Source organism: Streptococcus sp. SS-4456, assembly GCF_036680365.1.
Taxonomy (GTDB): Bacteria; Bacillota; Bacilli; order Lactobacillales; family Streptococcaceae; genus Streptococcus.
Genome location: NZ_JAVIHI010000041.1, coordinates 1 through 17,516 on the forward strand (window position 1 = coordinate 1; position 17,516 = coordinate 17,516).

Genomic DNA, 17,516 nt, shown 5'->3' on the forward strand with positions numbered 1-17,516 from the left:
CATGTTCATCTGCTTTCTATACTGAGTTGGGGAATTCTAGTATATCAGACGAACATGTCTTTTTTGTTGCACTTCATTTTACAACACGGGTTATTTTTTCATTGAAAGTTCTATAATGAAGTTAGCCACCTTACCTTGCTCAAAAATATTTATTTCACTATCTTTGAGTAAGCTGGTAATTTCATTTGATAACAGGCTTGAAGTTGTTAGGCTAAGTAGCCAAGGCTAATAGTAGCCTTGGTTTAGCTCCCAAAACAGGTTCCAGGGATCTTGTTATCAAAGGATATTCATTTTAAGGCACAAGAAAACACCTCTGTGTATACTTGTAGTTCACCACAAACACATAGAAGAAAGAAGGTAAGTCCATTCGTGAAATTGCCGACTTACTTGGAATAGCTCCTCAGACCATCAATAACGAAATCAATCGGGGTACAACCTTACAACAAGTACGAAGTTGGGAATATAAATAGGTATATTCAGTCGATTACGCACAACTATTTACCAAAACAATCGAAAACGGTCGGTAAAAAAATAATCTTAACCAAAGAAATCAAAGAGAAGATTTTACACTATCATAAACAAAAATTTTCACCCGAAATGATGGTTAGAAGGAAACAAATTCCAGTGGGTATTTCAACTATTTACTATTGGTTTCACGATTTCAATTTTCCACATAATATTTTCCTTACTCCCTCAATTCTTGAATGGTTTCATCAGGAACGAGACTCCGAGGAAGCAGACCAATCCGTGTTAATTCGGCAATCCAGTGAGCGTCCTTCTTGTCGATTTTCTGACCTGGGATAGCCTTCATCTGAGCTGGTTGAGCGAGTATCAGCTCGAAGTCATCACATAGAGCATGCCAGACAGGTCGCCAATAAACACCTGTGCTTTCCATACCAACAGCTTCCACATGAAATTGATTGAGAAAATCGTGGCAAGCACGTAGGCCTTTAGTCGTTGTATCAAATGTAGCCATCTCACGCTTTGGACGAGTTGAGGTAAGTGGTCCATATAGGATACAGACGACAATATTGGCTTGATGGACATCAATACCTGCACAAGATTGATAGAGAACATCCATGATAATTCCCTCCTTCTAAAAATTAGAGAGCTTATCTACCGAATTTTAGTCGTATTTTTATACTCATGCCTATCGCATATTTTGGGGTGCTCGCCAGTAGAGTGGGTTAGTTTTTCCCGCGATGACTAACATCATTAACTCGGCAACCACAAAGCCCTCACTAAGATGTTACACCTAGTGAGGGCTTTGTGTTCGTTTTCATTATTCTGTGGGTGAGGGCGGAGCCATCATGGATGTCTTTCCCTCTCCCTATTTACTTTTCATTCTCAACAGCAGCTGTGACGAAGGCGGTATAGAGGCCCTCTGGACGGTTTGGGCGAGATTGGAGTTCTGGGTGATATTGACAGGCAACAAAGAACTTGTTCTCAGGAATTTCGACAATCTCAACCAAGCGGTTATCTGGCGATACACCTGAGAAAACAAAACCAGCTTCTTCAAATTGTTGACGGAAGTCATTGTTAAACTCGTAACGGTGGCGGTGACGGCGTTGGACAACTTCTTGATTGTCATAGGCTGCCGCAGCTTTTGAACCACGTTTAAGCTTACTTGGATACAAACCTAAACGAAGTGTTCCACCTAAGTCTTCGACGCCAATTTGATCGCGCATGATATCAATAATAGGGTACTTAGTTTCTGGATCCAATTCAAAACTGTTGGCTCCTTCTAAGCCAAGAACGTGGCGGGCAAATTCCACACAGGTCAACTGCATACCCAAACAGACGCCTAACATAGGCACATCATTCTCCCGCGCATAGCGAATGGCTTGGATTTTTCCTTCCGTACCACGTTGTCCAAAACCTCCAGGTACGAGAATGCCTTGCGCTTGTCCAAGTCGTTCAGCGACATTTTCTGACGTCAAGTCGTTGGCATTGACCCAATCCAACTCAATTGCTACATCATTGGCATAGCCTGAGTGTTTCAAGGCTTCTACAACTGAAATGTAGGCATCTTGGAGCTCGACGTATTTTCCAACAAGGGCAATCCTAACTGTTTTCTTGAGGTTCAATACCTTGTCAACCATGGCAGACCAGTCTGTCATATCTGCTGGTGGCACATCCAATTTCAAATGGTCACAGACAATCTGATCCATATTTTGTGCCTGCATATTGAGCGGGATTTGGTAAAGGTGTTCAACATCCAATGATTCAATCACCGCTTCTGGAGCCACATCACAGAACTGGGCTAGTTTATTTTTAATGCCTTGACCGGCTGGCTGTTCTGTCCGAATCACCAGCATATTTGGTTGAATACCCAGTCCACGCAGTTCTTTGACCGAATGTTGGGTTGGCTTGGTTTTCATTTCTCCAGCCACTTTGAGATAAGGCAAGAGGGTCGTATGAATGTACATAACGTTATCAGAGCCAACATCTGCCTTCATCTGACGGAGAGCTTCAAGGAAAGGCAAACTTTCAATATCTCCGACAGTTCCACCTACTTCTGTGATAATAACATCTGCATCAGTGGTGCGTGCCGCTCGCTTAATCTTGTCCTTGAGAGCATCGGTGATATGTGGAATGACCTGAACAGTGGCTCCTAGGTACTCTCCCTTGCGTTCTTTACGAAGGACTTCGCTGTAAATTTTACCAGTTGTGACATTGGAGTATTTGTTGAGGTTGATATTGATAAAACGCTCATAGTGACCAAGGTCTAAGTCAGTTTCTGCACCATCATCGGTCACAAATACTTCCCCATGTTGGTAGGGACTCATAGTTCCTGGGTCGATGTTGATGTAGGGATCGAATTTTTGAATGGTAACTTTTAAGCCTCTGTTTTTCAAAAGACGACCCAAACTCGCCGCTACAATTCCCTTACCAATCGATGACACAACGCCACCAGTTACAAAAATATATTTTGTCATGCAAACTCCTCCTCTGCTGTCTTCTTAATGACGGGGTGTTTTTTAACCATCTTGAAGAAAAAACAAAAATAGCTCCCTATTGACTAGGGAGCTCCGACCTCAAAAGAGGTGCCCGATATAATATTATCGAAAATTTAAGGGCTTGTCAAATACAATTTTATATAACTATTCGTCAATACCTTCCTCATCTGAGAAATCATCGTCTTCCTCACCCAAATCAACCGTTTCTTCATCCAAATCATCCTCAGGAATGATTTCGTTGATTTCAGAGTCGTAAGATTCTACTTCGTCCTTCTCGTCATCCGGGTTTTCATCATCGTATTCAGATGATGAAACATCTGAATAATCATCCTCATCTTCTGGGTCATCATGACCATAGTCAATCGCATCCTCATCACCGTCCATGAAAGCATTGACGCGTTTTTTCTTGCGTTTCGGTGCATCTTCATCGTCTTCCTCAAGAGTAATCACTTCTTCATCGATTTCATCGATTGCATACCATGAACGAAGACCCCATTTGTTTTCACCTAATGGAATGAAGCTACCATCCACATTCAAATCTGAATAGAAAGTTGGCAAGGCCGCACGAATGTCACTGTTTGATTTTTCAAGGTAGTTTTGAATTTCATTGACCAAATCATTGAAGTACATTTCATTGTCACGTCCGCGTTCTTCCAAAATAGCACGGGCTACTTCAATCATGGAAAGTTCACTTTTTTCTTGTCCTGCAAATACGTTTAATTCCAAGGCTCTTCTCCTTTTTTGTCTTTCCTTTCTATTTTACGCTAAATATCTTAATTAGTCAAAGATAAGTGAATTTTTTTTTTAGAAAAGAAAAGCCTAGTCGGCACTGCCAAACTAGACCTCTTTTTCTTCCTAGCGACTAACTAGGCTTCCTCTCTCTTTTTGAATAAAAGAAATGCGGATAGGCTTGTCAAGCTAGCCACAAGATAGAAACTCATATTTTCTACAACTCCCGTTGCTGGAAGGGTTTTAGTAGAAGAAATCTGTTTCACTGAACCTTGTTCTCCTGCTACTGATGGCACAGGAACTGGCTTGATGACTTCTGGAAGTATCGGGCTCTTCTCAGGTCTTGAAGTTACAACTGCATAGTCAGAACCTTGCTCCAACTCTACTCGGTTACTAAAACCATCGCCATCGCTATCTGCAGTCAAATCAAAGGTCGGAAGGGCTGGGGCAGTTACAGATGAACCGGTCAGTTCCAAATGACCGACTGGTAATTCTAGATAAGCTGGCTCACCTTTGGCTGTCACAACTGGAACTGAACCTGCATTTGCATAACCAGAACCTTGCTCCAACTCTACTTGGTTGCTAAAGCCATCGCCGTCCGTATCGGCTGACAGGTCAAAGACCGGAAGGACTGGGGCCGTTACAGAGGAACCATTCATAGCCAAATGACCGACTGGTAATTCAAAGAATGTTGGCTCACCTTTGGCTGTTACAACTGGAACTGAAGCTGCATCAGCATAGTCAGAACCTTGCTCCAACTCTACTTGGTTGCTAAAGCCATCGCTATCTGTATCTGCTGACAGGTCAAAGGATGGGAGAACTGGAGCATCGTTTGTGAGAGATTTTCCTCCATTTTCAATGTCTCCCTTGGCTGTCAAAATCAGATTCAAATAGTTGCGAACTGCCTCTTCGACCTTATAAGTCGTCGGAGTATCTACCACACCATAGCCTGTAGGCACTTCAATGCGGACTGAATAGTCCCCATGTGTAACCAAACGTTCAAAGACTTCCGGAGCATAACGAGCACGAGTAAGCTCCAGCTCTTCTCCACTCTGATTAACCAAATATACTTTAGTTCCTTCTGGCACCAGACCACCAAAATCTGCAAGAACCGGAGAACGATCTACAGCAATTACTCGGAAATCAATACCAACTAAACTATTCTCTTCTGAAACAGTAAATGTTTTTATGAGAGGCTCGCCGTCAATGAGACGCACCTCATCCTTATCGAACAAATGCAATTCAACTGTGTAGGTTCCAAATGGAAGCAATTGAATATTACTTGTCGGACCAGCTGGTTTCAATAACTCAAGCTGATTTCCTTCTGCATCTCTAATAATATAATTATAGGCAGTTGGGTATTCTTGATCAGTCTGATCATTGATAATCTGTACAACAACAACCCCATGGTCGCTTGGCACTTCTGCAAATTCAGATAGGTTTGCACTTAAAACATTACCCGCCTGGTCCTCTACTGCATAGAAGAAGCTAGAAATGTCTAGTGGACGACCTAAAATGTCCTCTGTCGGCAATTGATACACTCCATTTTCATCTGGCTGTACATAGACACGACGTGGCTGGGTCAATACTTCTTTCAATGGACGACCAGTTGGACCAATGTTATTAGGATCTTCAATTTCTACTGGTTGCCCATTCTCATCTTTTGTATGGATAACATAATATACACGCTCACGGTAAATAGGCATACCATAGGCAATCGGAGCACGTGGTTTAAAGGTCATTGCCTCCATATCCACAACACCCGTTGTAATAGCAGGTCGGACACGATTCAATTCAATGGTATAGGTAATGAATTGCTCCTTGGCACCAGATATTTCAGGCAGGTATGAAATAACGTATTGATACTTACCATCTGGCAAATCTTGACCGTTCTTATCCTTACCTTCCCAGGCAGATGTTTCAATCAAATGTGCACGTGGATTAGTAGGACGACCAGCATAGAAATTCTTCGGTCCGCTGATTGAGTCCCCTTGCCATAATGGTGTCTTACGTTCTGTATCATCTGCAGCATAAACTGTCGCCTGCAAATTACGGAAGTTACGAAGGAATACGCCACGGAAAACAATTCCATCTCGGTTTCCGTCTCCATTTGGAGAAAGAGCGAGGATTGGCTGGCCATTCTCATCTTTTTTCAAGAGGAAATTTCCGTCTGCATCCTCAAAACTACCCAAGATAAATGGAGATTGAACACCATGTTCACCTGTTTCGTGGTTAAATTCCGCTTTACCAGATAACAAGGCTGTGTAGAAGTTTTTCTCATCTACTGCCAAACCACCTGTCACAGAGAAATCATTTTCTGTATAGAAAGGAGCTTCCTCGGTAGAAAAATCATAAATCGATTTCTCTAAAACTGCCAAATCTTGGAATTTCCCTCGGAAACCAACGAATGGAAGACTGACCAGATCCATTTGATCATCTTTATTTAGGAAGCGAACAAAACCTTCCAAATAATAACCATTTGGCATCAATTGAGCCAGTTCCTCTGCATAACTAGACGCATCTAAAGAGATAGTCACTGTCTTGCTAGAATGTGCATCGACAGTAATTTCCTGGCCCTCAACCTGTGTCAATTCCCGTGGCGTCAAGCTGAATGTACCGTTCTCAACAGCATCCGTATTCAAGTGTGTCTTGTAGGTAACAGTCTGAGCCTTGTCAGATGTATTGTAGAGCGTCACATCAAAGCTGAAGATGTCTTGGACATTACCTAGTGAAATGCTCGGATACCCTTCACTACCTAAAACATACAAGTCTGTCGCAATAGCCGCTGGAACATCAATCAAACCTGAACCTTGCTGTCTTGGTGAAACATAAGCATTGGCAGTCGCATCAAAGTGTGGACGAGCTGTTGACATCAAGACTTGCTTGATACGGTCTTGAAGAGCTTGTCCTGTCAAGTCAGGATATCTCTCCATCAATCCTTTTTTAATAAGGGCTACAGCACCTGCAACATGCGGAGAAGCCATGGACGTACCGTTCATGCTAGCATACTTGCCATCATTGATACTGGAATAAATAGCTCCACCCGGTGCAGTAACATCCGGTTTCAACTCACCATCTGCCGTTAAACCCCAGCTGGTAAATTCAGACATCCGATTGCCCTCTGGATTTTCCATCATGGCTTTCTTCTTGTCAAACACTAGCTTGTAGGTGTCTGTACCTGATTTATCTGCCAATTCCAAACCAAGTGCTTTAGGAATAAAGATAGATGGGATAGAACGAGCTTCTCTTGAGGTTACCGCCATTGATAGGTCATTACCTGTATCAATGTTATTGAAAATAACTGCTCCAACTGCTCCATTTTTCTTGGCTTCAGCAATCTTAGCATCAAACGAAATCGTACCACGTTGGATCAGAGCGACTTTGCCATTAAGGTCTTTCCCTTGAAAATCTTCTGGATTACCAATACCGACAAAGATATAACCGTACTCTTTGCTGGCATCAAAGTCTGGAAGACCGCTAGGCTGAGTGTAGGTTCCCTTACCATTATTAAATGCTGGCTGGTTTTCCATACCTCGAATGGTGAAGACGTCTTTAACAACATGGGTATTATTGAAAGAAGCCACCGCAATGGAATCCTTAGCTGCTGCCGGAGAGGCTACTAGACCATAATCTGGATTTTCAACCCAAGGATTATCCTGTCCATCTCCCCAAACACGGTCGTTACCCGCCGCAATAACAACGGACACTCCACGTTTCTTGGCATCTTCAATAGCTTGGTTTAAAGCGACACTGGCATCAATCAAAGAACCTGCTGCCGAACCTAAGCTCAAGTTAATGACATCAGCACCCAACTTGACAGCGTCTTCAATCGCTCGGATATAAAGGAAGGGCTGGGTTCCATCACCAAAATTCTCTGAAAAGACACGCATAAACATGAGCTGAGCTTCAGGTGCTACACCCACAATCTTTTGCCCAATGCTATCTTCCTGAGAAGGATTTCCTGCTGCAATACCTGCAACGTGACCTCCGTGAGTGGCCTCCTTGCTTTCTTTTACCTCATTATTTGTATCAAGGTAATTATAAGCAAAGACGATTTTCTCACTGTACCATTGACCGTAATGAATACCCGCCTGCTCTTTTACTGCCGCAAACTCTTCTTCGCTTTGATATTTGGCCTTTGTGATATCTGTCAGACGATAGGCATCGTGCTCCACATCAATACCAGAATCGACAATGGCAATGACCATCCCTTCTCCCTTGTTGCCTGCCTCCCAGACAGTAGGAACATTGATGAGAGCATTGCTCTCCTCTGAAAGCACTTCCTCGCTTCCAGAAAGCTCGGTAGCAGAAGCAGAATTATCCAGGGTAGACCCCGAATCAGTGACTACAGGCTCTACATTCTCTGTAACAAGAACAGCAGCCCCAACCACATCCTCTGTCTGAGCCTGGTCAGTAACTGGTTCAACTACACTTGAAGCTGGTTCAGCCATATTAGAAACTAACTGGGTTTCGCCAACATATTCTTCTTTCTCCGTCAATGACAGATCTAAACCTTGATCAGCCACTGGAGCTAGGTCTGTTTCTACAGAATGGACCATTGAGTTATCCACTGTTACAAGCGGAAGTGTATTGGTTTCATTCGCTAAAACAGGCACTGCCACATAAGTTGTAGCCGTCAAAAGAGTCAATAAACTGCTTGCCTTCAATAGTCGATTGACCAAATTGCGATTTGCCATAAACATAACCTCCTTTTTTAGATTTGTATTCTACATACAAAAAATATTTTATCACGAAATCGCTTTCTGGACAATACTGAATTTTCAGATTTTTTTGAAAAATATAAAGAAAGCTTCTGCCTTCCACTTAAATGACTAGCATAGTGCCGACCATTCAAGAGGTTGCAAAAGCTCATTTTTTATTCTGAAACAGAATCCGTTAACCTGCTTTCTATACTTTCTATCGAAACAACTGATGAAGTTACTGGTTCAACTGGAGGAACTAATTCAGATGGTGCCGCTAACTCCTTGACTGGCTCTTCTACAGCAGGGGTTGTTTCTGAAGTTACATCCGTCGGCATTTCACTTGACGGGCTAGTTTCAACCTCGGTTTCTTGCGATTGACCACTTTCTTGACTGTCAGATGTGTCTGTTTTTTCTTCCGATGCAAAACGTTGGGCTGGCGTTGCAATAATAGACGAAACGCTTAGTTGAGTCCCTGCTTCTGTAGGTGTGGTCGGCTGAGGGGGCTCTACTACAACTGGTGCATTGGATGCTAGCATGGCCTCTGCTGGTGCCAATTCCGTTTGCGGATGGAGGGCCGTTTTTTCTACACGGTAGAAACCTGAACCATCCGCTCTAGGGATTCGGAAGGCTGTTTGAGATACCTTGGTTTTTGGATCCAAAACATCTTGCGTGTCAAAAATATAGCCGTCTTTTGTTATGTACTTCCCTGCTGCCTTGGCGGTTGCCAATTCCTCTGCCGAATGGACAATTTGCCAGTTTTTCAAACCTGCCCGTCTATCAAGCGGCGTCACACGTTTGGCCAATTCTTCCGCATCGCGTTTATTAAGAAGAGCTTCTACAGCTGCTAGTTCCTCTTGTGAGAGATCTTTTTTGGCTACTGAGCGTAAAGAACCTCCTGTCGCTCTCGGAATGCTAAAGGCTTGACTAAAGATAAAGCTGGCTGGATCCAAGACATCTTCTGCCGCAAAGATATAACCATCATTGGTCGCAAACTTACCCTGCGCACGCGCAGCCATGACTTCTTCAGCAGTATAAACAATCTGCCAATTTTTCAAGCCTTGACGCTCTGCTTTCGGTATAGCATTTAAAATCAACGGAACCTCTTCAGCCGTTTCTCCATCGCCATGCCCAGCTATTGTCCAAGCTGATGGACGAACATCCGGATGTTGCATGATGTAACGAATGGTCGCAATTTGTTCCTTGCTCAACCAAGTATAAGGCAGAACATGGATATGGTCTATGTGAGGAATGACAAAGGAAGTACCCGTATCGTAAGTCGCATTAGCCCCCCTCATTGGAAGCTTGTCCATAGTGACCAACATGGCAGGTTGAAGATCTCCTTCAGCCAACGGAGCAATGTCAAAGATATATTGTTTATCTTTTTCTGATAAGGTCAATTCTGCAAATGAGATTTTCATCCAATCCAATTCGTCACGGCTATAAGAATAAGTCTTACCTGCTTGCAGAACATGATAGACAACCTTGCCATTCAATCTTTCCTTGCCTGTGACCAATTTATAGTCAAAGTCTGGACGATTCTCTTCTAAGGGTGTGCTTGTTTCAACCGTAGGCTTTTCTGTTTCTGCAGCCTTCACTCCTGCTGAAACTATACTGCCAGACGGAACAAACACTTGATTTTCCTTGGGCTTATCCGTTTCTAATGGACTTGTCGGTTGAGATGGTAGTGGACTGTCAATAATTAGATTATGTATTGGTTTTGTCAATAATACAGGAGCACCTGTTTGCTCCTTCACCCACTCTTCCACTTGCCTGATTTCAAAGTCTTCCAATTCACCAAGACCAACATAATGGAAGTGATCTCCGTGGCTTGCAATCAAGCCATGTTCATCAACAGAGGTAATCGAAGCCTTGCTGAACTGATAACCATCACTAGTAAAGTAAGCTTTGCCATCCAACCCCTTACCATAAACAGCTATCGGACGCCCCTGCCACATACGAGTTTGTTGTTTGGCAGTCTCTGTCGTCTTGGTTGGACTATTTGGCAAGGTTGGACTTGGTGTTGGATTGGGTGTTGGATTGGGTGTTGGATTGGAATGACCCTGATGACTAGTAGCTTGGTGTCTAGTACCACCATTTGCTTGGCCGATGCTTGCACCACTCGTGCCAATCATTCGGGCAATCTTTTCCTCCAAGGCTGACATCTGACTATAAGGGATGAAATGATGGTGATCTCCATGGGGAACAACAACACCTGTCGCAGTTTTCTTAGTTATGGTTCTTGGATCAAAGACCAGGCCATCTGCTTCCACATGACGTTGGGATAACGGCGTCGCATCCAGCTGAGCCAACAAGCTAGCCAAATCTTGTCCCTGTACTGAAACAGGAGTTTCCAGCCGAACTTTCTGGGTAGGAGTTCCATAATGACTCCCAGCACCTGACTGGTTCCCAGACTTTTTATTCCAGTAATCCTGAGCAGCTTTCAATTCAGAGGCAGAGAGGTCTTTTTTAGGAATAAAATGGAAATGGTCCCCATGAGGAACAATAAAGCCATCACCGGTATCTTCGATGACATCTGTCGGATTAAAGACATAACCATCGTCAGTCTTGTAAGGACCGTCTGAATGGCTAGAACCTGTCGCCTGTTGCTTGCTATCAGCCGATGTAATTCCTTTTTGTCGTTCAACTTCTTCCTTGCTCCGAACATTTTTCTGCTGTTTGGCATCTTTCAAGTAAAGGTAGTATTTCCCATCTACCTTGATAACGTAGCCATCTTGAACCTCATTGATAATGTGACTATCTTGAAGGACATAATTCGGATCCTTCATGACCAATTCTTCACTAAAGATGGCATCGAAAGGCACCTTGCCATTGTAATAATGGAAATGATCTCCGTGAGATGTCACATAACCTTGGTCTGTAATTTTGACAACAATCTGCTCAGCATCAATATTTTCCTTGGCCGAAACCTGTTCCGGAGTTAATTGCTCCGCAACCAGCGACTCTTCCTTCTGACTATCTTCAATATAGGACACTCGATTTTTTTGTTCTTCTGTCGCCTGATAACGACCCAACTGGTAGCTACACAAACTCATCCCCAAAACAAGGGCGGCTACCGAGCCAACGACTGCTTTCTTTTTCATCTTCTCTCCTTTATGTGATTATTATTTCAATTCTTGAGCAAGAGTTTCTAAAACCTGCTCTAAGTTTTCTAAATAGGTCAAGTTATTTTCTGGATCGGCCTCAAGAGGATCCAAGACCTTCAAGTCTACACCTGTCGAAGTTGCCAGAGCCTTAGCCAATTTATCCGACGTTCCCTTTTCGGTAAAAATCGTTTGTACCTTGTATGTGTCGACAAAGTCTTTAATCTCTGCCAACTGCCTTGGGCTAGGTTCTTCCTCAGACACCCCTGCTATCCCCAACTGCTTTAGACCGAAGCGCTGGGCAGTATAGGAAAAGGCAGTGTGTTGGGTCACGAAGGTTTTTGAACTGGCCTTAGCAAAGATTGGAATATATTTGTCCGCCAACTTTTTGGCATTCTCATCCAAAGCCTTAGCATTTTTCCGATAATAATCCGCATTTTCAGGATCACTCTCTGCCAAAAGTTCCCCAATTTCAAGGGCTTCCTGTCCGACCAAAACAGGATCCAGCCAGGTGTGGGGATCATATAAACTCACCTCATCAATCCCCTGACCAGCTTCCATATCTTCTAAACCAGGCACTTTTGACAATGGCAGACTTGTAGATGCTTCTAAGACCTGGACAGACGAACCCTGTAAATTTGGGTCCAAGCGCCCTGCCCATGACTCTAAAATCCTTGAGTGATAAATAAAGACATCTGCATCATAAATGGCCCGTATGTCCGCTGCTGATGGTTCGTAAGAATGGATTCCCGAACGCGAACCAATCATCCGAACATCATTCTTATCTCCTGATACTTCCTTAACCAGTGAATAAATAGGGTAAAATGATGTCACAATCCGCATTCCTGACTGAACCTGACTAGCCTCTTTCTGAACCGAGCAAGCCATCAAGCACAAACCAGCTAGAACAGAAAGACAGGCTCCAAGTATTTTCTTTAGCATATTTCCTCCTTTTCACAAAAAAAACATTAACCAGTTAAGTTTATACCACAAAACAATTAACCGGTCAGGTATTTTTGGAAATATATACTAATTTATCAAAAAAAAAAAAAAAACCCGACCAAGTCGAGTTTCCAATTTACATTATTTTACAGTTGCAGTGCTTGTGATTACTTCTACAGCTTTCTTCACAGCGATGTCGTGTTTAAGCATTTCTGGTGAAAGCAAGCTACGAACTTGTGCCACTTCCATACGGTAAGTAGCTGCCAAGTCTTCGATTTCTTTCTCGATTTCAGCATCAGTTGCTTCAAAGCCTTCTGCTTTCGCTACTGCTTCAACAACCAAGTTAGTCTTAGTGCGTTTTTCAGCATCAGCTTCGTATTGTTTATGAAGGTCATCACGAGTTGTACCAGTGATTTGGAAGTACATATCTGGTGAGATACCTTGTTGTTGCATACCACCCAAGAATTCATTGATTGCACGGTGAACTTCTTCGTGGATCATTTCTTCTGGCAATTCAACGATTTCAGCGTTTTCTACAGCCAATTCAAGAGCCGCTGATTCAACTGCATCGTCAAAGGCAACTTCTTTTGATGCTTCCAATTCTTTGCGGTACTTAGCTTTCAACTCATCAAGCGTTTCTACTTCTTCGTCGATGTCTTTTGCCAATTCGTCATCCAAAGCTGGAACTTCTTTTGCTTTTACTTCGTGGATTTTTGTCACGAAGAGGGCTGGTTTACCAGCAAGGTCTGCTGCTTGGTAGTCTTCTGGGAAAGTCACTTCAACGTTTACTTCTTCACCAGCTGCGTGACCTACCAATTGTGCTTCAAAGCCTGGGATGAATTGACCTGAACCAAGTCCAAGTGAGAAGTTCTCACCTTTTCCGCCGTCAAATTCAACGCCGTCGATTGAACCTACAAAGTCGATAACAACTGTATCGCCTTCAGCTGCTGGTCCTTCTTTGATGACCAATTCAGCCAAGTTGTTGCGTGCAGCTTCGATTTTTGCATCAACTTCTTCATCTGTTACTTCTTTAGTAGCTTCTACTGAAACTGCCAAGTTTTTGTAGTCACCCAATTTTACTTCAGGTTTTGTCACAACTTCCGCAGTGATTGTCCAGTCTTGACCTTTTTCCATAGACACAACGTCGATTTTTGGTTGTGCAACGACTTCAAGACCAGCTTCTGCAACCGCTGCTTCATAAGCTGCTGGTAACAATGCATTTACAACATCTTGATAAAGTGCTTCTTCACCAAATTTTTGGTTGAAAACGGCACGTGGCAAGTGACCTTTACGGAAACCTGGAAGATTGATATCTTTCTTAACTTTGTTGAAAACGCGGTCCAATTCTGGTTTGATAGCATCTTGACCGATTGTGAAAGTCAAAACGCCGCGGTTTGTTTCTTTTGCTTCAAATGATACAGACATTCTGTCATTCTCCTTAAAATTTTATTGCATACTCTTCATTATAACACAATTAACAAGGATTTCAACGATTTTATGACGGACTTTTGGTAAATGGCGGAGCTTCTGCCCAATCTTCTAGTCTGGTTGTTGACCGTCGTGGGCTAACCATTTGCAGTCTGTCAAGGTCATTTCTGAAAAGATCGCTTCAAAAGAAGAGTCTTCCGGTGAACAGGCGTAGATACCGAAATGGATTTTACCATTGCCTTCATGCAGGTGGCAGATTCGCATCTGCTCAAAATGAACACCGTCTTTAGAATTTTCGATGCAGAAATCACTGCCCCGTCGGCTCAAACGGTAGTAGATTGACTTGACAGAAGCAGGAATTTCCTGGGTCGCCCAATCTGAAAAGCCCTGATTGGTCACAACGCTGCCCAAATGCTGAAAATCTTCATTTTCATACTCAATCGAGCCCTTAATCCAGTTTTCCGAATCCTGATAGACTACTACACCACACTGATCAAAACGGGTATGGCTATTGGAAAAATCCGTCTTAACCGTAAAGGAAAAATACTCTTCCTCCGTGTCCATCAGGAGCAGGGGAGCATTATCATTGACAAAATGGTAGTAGGTCTTCTGCCACAAGTCTGTATGAGCTTGGGTTGTGATTCTAATTTCTTTTTCCGAAATCTGATAATTTTCTGGTTCTCGCACCCAGTAAAAATTTTTATTGTTCATGTTACTCCTTAGTTCGTTCGTCTATAAAAGTCATCATCCGCTCAAATGCTTTGGCAGATACCGGGTCACTTCGCAAATTCGCCACAAAACCATGTGGCTTTTCAAGCCCTTCTTCTGCCAAAGGATCGACCAATTCATTTTCAACTCCCGCTTGCTTCAAGGCTTTATTGAGCGACACCATATCTGTTCGATATTCGCTTCCCAGAAGGAAACTTGCTGGGTAGTCCTTGTTCACATGTGAAATAGGGTTATAGGCATTGATTTCTTCCTCACTTAGATAAATGGTTCCTGAAACATAATTTCCAACCAAGAGCTTCGTGCTTAAGCTAAATTTGGCATAATCTAAGGGAGCATCGTCGATGACCAAAGCCTTGACATGTTCTTTTGCAATACTTGGTTCAATGTTCAATAGCTGAGCGTAATCATTGTTGGCTAAGAGGCTACCGTATTGTGCTACCATGATGGCACCTGCTGATGAACCCATCAAGACGACATTGTCCATGTTCAAATGGTATTCTTCAGCATGTTCCTTCATGTAGGCGATAGCCTGATTCATTTGAATCACCGGCGTTGGAAAATGATAGTCTGGTACAAGGGCATAGTCAACATTGACCACATTATATCCTTTTGACACGATATCGTCAATGAGATAGGTGGCTTGGCTGGCAGCCAGAGGGTCCCCCATATTTTTACTACCTCCAAAGAAACCACCACCGTGGAAATAGAAGAGGGTTGGACGGTCAGCTTCAAAATTTTGGTCTGGATAGGTAATATCTAAAAAACTGTTGGGGTAGTCCTTGCTATAGGCAATCTCACTTTTCAAATACTGACCATTCTCTTTCAGACCATCAATGGGGTCATAAAGAGGACTGTAAGAGTTCGGCGAACTCTCCTTGTACATAAACGATTGAATGACACCGACTACCAACTGCGGATGATTGGTAACGGACACATAGGCAATGAGACCAAGACTAGCTACAATCCCAAGGATCCATAAGATAATTTTTTTGAATTTTTTCATGAGTTCTCCTAATCTAATAGTTCTAATCCATAACTGTTTACCTGTCCATTGACAGCATCATGTAGCCAATCAGCCACACTCGTGTCTTGAGACATAGGGGTAAAGAATGTTGAGAAGTTAATGGTGGTGTGCTGAGTAGCTGTGGTCTTTTCATCTTGACCATAGTTCCAGATAAAAATACCCACACCATCAATCTTAGATTGCAGTTCTTGAATCATTTTTTTAAGTTCTTTTTGAAAGTGGTCACTACTCTCTTCTGTTGCATCTGCTAGTTTCCCTTGGTCAATATAGGCCTGATATTGCTGAAGAATTCCATCTCGATAGGAAATATCAAACAATATCTTAACACTATTCCCGCGTTTCTCATGGAGGGCTACTAAGCTATCTAAAACAAGATTGTCTGAATGCAGACGATCACTAATGGAAGTCGGTGTCTTCCAGACATTTTCTGCTATGCTTTTCCAATTATCATGTCTCAAAAAAGAACTGTCCACTGCAACGGTGACATTTTTCGCTGTCGGAAAATGAGAAATGACATCATCCGCTAGCAGTGAGGTCGCAAATCCGCCAGCTGAAAATCCAGTCACCAGAAGTGTATCGGGATTGCCAACGTGCGGTTTGGCTACTGCTAATATACTTGACAAATTATTATAACCCTGATGATAAATCGTTTGTTCCTTACCTTTATCATCTACGTAAGTAAAATTCTGTGTGCCAACATGAAAATCTCCTGTCCCATACGGAAGCACAATCATAGTCCAGTCCTTAAATGGATTATCTTCCTGCGAACTACCAATTCCCCATTTTGCGACATAATCTTGGTTAGCAGTTGTAGTCGCATAATATTGAGTCCCTCCACTAGCAGTCTCTTCATTGATACTCACACCACCACCAAAGAAATAGACCATCACCTTATTCTTCTCTTTACCGATACGAAGCAGGCCATGTGCCTGATTGCCCTGAGAATCTACAACCCCTTCGGGACTGAGGCGGTACCATTCATTCACTTGTGGGGTCTGGTCAACAAGCTCAGGAGCTGACCAACCAAATGTCTTTTTGTAGGCAATAAAACCAAGCAAGGCTAGAACAACTGTTACAGCCGCTACTATTTTCCAAACTTTTTTCATACTTTCTTTTTTCTGTCCTTTATGGTATATTTTTGGAAACAAGTGTTTCGTTTTTTATTAGTATAGCAGATGAACAGTGGGAAAACTAGTCCCCGCTCTGCTATTTGCCCAAAAGGAAACAAATGAAAGGAAGTGTTTCGCATGGAAAGAGTGAAGAGGAAAGAGTCGTTATTTGTAGAGTGTGTCGTGGAGGCTCTGTGGGAGTTACTAGAAGACAAATCCTTTGAAAAGATTAGTGTGTCAGAGTTGGTGGAGCGAGCTGGCGTCGGTCGAGTGACATTTTACCGAAACTTTTCTAATAAGGAAGAGGTGCTCGAACGGTCATTTAACATGGAGTTACAAGCCTGGTTGACCGATCGGCAGATTGACTTGTCTGATTGGTCAGATGCTCATCTCTTACTAGCTTTACGGCAATTTTTTGACTTTTGGTATGAGCAACAGGATAAGATTCGCTTATTGACAGCCAACCATTTGGACTACTTGCTCGAGGAGGTCTTGGATCGCTATTTCAAAGAAAGGCTGAGGGACTTGACTGATGATTTTCACCTGCAATTTATCGTAGGAGGATTTTTCCGAGTGCTTAAAACCTGGGTTGCTAGAGGCTGTAAGGAAAGCCCTGATGACATCATGCGGTTGATGGGAGAGCAATAGGGCAAGCTTATCAACTGACTTGACAAGACCAAGCAAAAAAAGACTTAGACAATGAACTGCACCCCAAAAGTTAGACAGAAAAAATCTAACATTTGGGGTGCTATTTTTATGAAATTGAGCTATGAAGACAAAATCGAAATCTA

General features: G+C 42.8%; 10 protein-coding genes and 2 pseudogenes. 2 read left to right on the forward strand and 10 right to left on the reverse strand.

Annotation, left to right across the window (positions count from 1 at the left end):
* Positions 1 to 347: 347 nt before the first annotated feature.
* Positions 348 to 660, forward strand: a pseudogene (locus RFK25_RS09590) (helix-turn-helix domain-containing protein); the annotation flags it as partial.
* Positions 661 to 688: 28 nt separating this feature from the next.
* On the opposite strand, the pseudogene RFK25_RS09595 reads toward RFK25_RS09590, so the two are convergent.
* The 10 genes and pseudogenes from RFK25_RS09595 to RFK25_RS09640 all read right to left on the reverse strand — a co-directional run.
* A pseudogene (locus RFK25_RS09595) lies at positions 689 to 1,081 on the reverse strand (IS110 family transposase); the annotation flags it as partial.
* Positions 1,082 to 1,334: 253 nt separating this feature from the next.
* Positions 1,335 to 2,939: a CTP synthase gene (locus tag RFK25_RS09600; RefSeq protein ID WP_332413185.1), complete on the reverse strand. Its 1,605-nt coding sequence runs from the start codon at positions 2,937 to 2,939 to the stop codon at positions 1,335 to 1,337.
* A 165-nt stretch (positions 2,940 to 3,104) separates the two neighbouring features.
* Positions 3,105 to 3,686, reverse strand: coding sequence for a DNA-directed RNA polymerase subunit delta (rpoE, locus tag RFK25_RS09605; protein ID WP_332413187.1), 582 nt, complete (start codon positions 3,684 to 3,686; stop codon positions 3,105 to 3,107).
* Positions 3,687 to 3,826: 140 nt separating this feature from the next.
* Positions 3,827 to 8,386 (reverse strand): S8 family serine peptidase, encoded by a 4,560-nt coding sequence (locus RFK25_RS09610; RefSeq protein ID WP_332413189.1) that lies wholly within the window; start codon positions 8,384 to 8,386, stop codon positions 3,827 to 3,829.
* A 179-nt stretch (positions 8,387 to 8,565) separates the two neighbouring features.
* Positions 8,566 to 11,493 carry a pneumococcal-type histidine triad protein gene (locus RFK25_RS09615; protein WP_332413191.1) on the reverse strand — a complete coding sequence of 976 codons (2,928 nt, stop codon included), beginning with the start codon at positions 11,491 to 11,493 and terminating at the stop codon, positions 8,566 to 8,568.
* Positions 11,494 to 11,514: 21 nt separating this feature from the next.
* Positions 11,515 to 12,435: a metal ABC transporter solute-binding protein, Zn/Mn family gene (locus tag RFK25_RS09620; protein ID WP_332413192.1), complete on the reverse strand. Its 921-nt coding sequence runs from the start codon at positions 12,433 to 12,435 to the stop codon at positions 11,515 to 11,517.
* 141 nt (positions 12,436 to 12,576) lie between these two features.
* Positions 12,577 to 13,860, reverse strand: coding sequence for a trigger factor (gene tig, locus RFK25_RS09625; RefSeq protein WP_332413193.1), 1,284 nt, complete (start codon positions 13,858 to 13,860; stop codon positions 12,577 to 12,579).
* A 114-nt stretch (positions 13,861 to 13,974) separates the two neighbouring features.
* Entirely contained in the window at positions 13,975 to 14,574 is a 600-nt protein-coding gene (locus RFK25_RS09630; RefSeq protein ID WP_332413194.1) for a DUF1349 domain-containing protein, read from the reverse strand.
* 1 nt (position 14,575) lies between these two features.
* The gene (locus RFK25_RS09635) at positions 14,576 to 15,595 is read right to left on the reverse strand and encodes an alpha/beta hydrolase (RefSeq protein ID WP_332413196.1); all 1,020 of its coding nucleotides are present in this window, start codon (positions 15,593 to 15,595) and stop codon (positions 14,576 to 14,578) included.
* An 8-nt stretch (positions 15,596 to 15,603) separates the two neighbouring features.
* On the reverse strand, positions 15,604 to 16,722 hold the full coding sequence (locus RFK25_RS09640; protein ID WP_332413197.1) for a pectin acetylesterase-family hydrolase: 1,119 nt from the start codon (positions 16,720 to 16,722) through the stop codon (positions 15,604 to 15,606).
* Between the two features lie 141 nt (positions 16,723 to 16,863).
* Here RFK25_RS09640 and RFK25_RS09645 point away from each other — a divergent pair, with 141 nt between their 5' ends.
* On the forward strand, positions 16,864 to 17,373 hold the full coding sequence (locus RFK25_RS09645; protein ID WP_332413198.1) for a TetR/AcrR family transcriptional regulator: 510 nt from the start codon (positions 16,864 to 16,866) through the stop codon (positions 17,371 to 17,373).
* The last annotated feature ends 143 nt before the right edge of the window (positions 17,374 to 17,516 follow it).

Bases quoted from the DNA above. Each gene is read 5' to 3' on its own strand.
- RFK25_RS09600 (WP_332413185.1), bottom strand. From the start codon at position 2,939: ATGACAAAATATATTTTTGTAACTGGTGGCGTTGTGTCATCGATTGGT.
- RFK25_RS09610 (WP_332413189.1), bottom strand. From the start codon at position 8,386: ATGGCAAATCGCAATTTGGTCAATCGACTATTGAAGGCAAGCAGTTTA.
- RFK25_RS09615 (WP_332413191.1), bottom strand. From the start codon at position 11,493: ATGAAAAAGAAAGCAGTCGTTGGCTCGGTAGCCGCCCTTGTTTTGGGG.
- RFK25_RS09620 (WP_332413192.1), bottom strand. From the start codon at position 12,435: ATGCTAAAGAAAATACTTGGAGCCTGTCTTTCTGTTCTAGCTGGTTTG.
- tig (WP_332413193.1), bottom strand. From the start codon at position 13,860: ATGTCTGTATCATTTGAAGCAAAAGAAACAAACCGCGGCGTTTTGACT.
- RFK25_RS09630 (WP_332413194.1), bottom strand. From the start codon at position 14,574: ATGAACAATAAAAATTTTTACTGGGTGCGAGAACCAGAAAATTATCAG.
- RFK25_RS09635 (WP_332413196.1), bottom strand. From the start codon at position 15,595: ATGAAAAAATTCAAAAAAATTATCTTATGGATCCTTGGGATTGTAGCT.
- RFK25_RS09640 (WP_332413197.1), bottom strand. From the start codon at position 16,722: ATGAAAAAAGTTTGGAAAATAGTAGCGGCTGTAACAGTTGTTCTAGCC.
- RFK25_RS09645 (WP_332413198.1), top strand. From the start codon at position 16,864: ATGGAAAGAGTGAAGAGGAAAGAGTCGTTATTTGTAGAGTGTGTCGTG.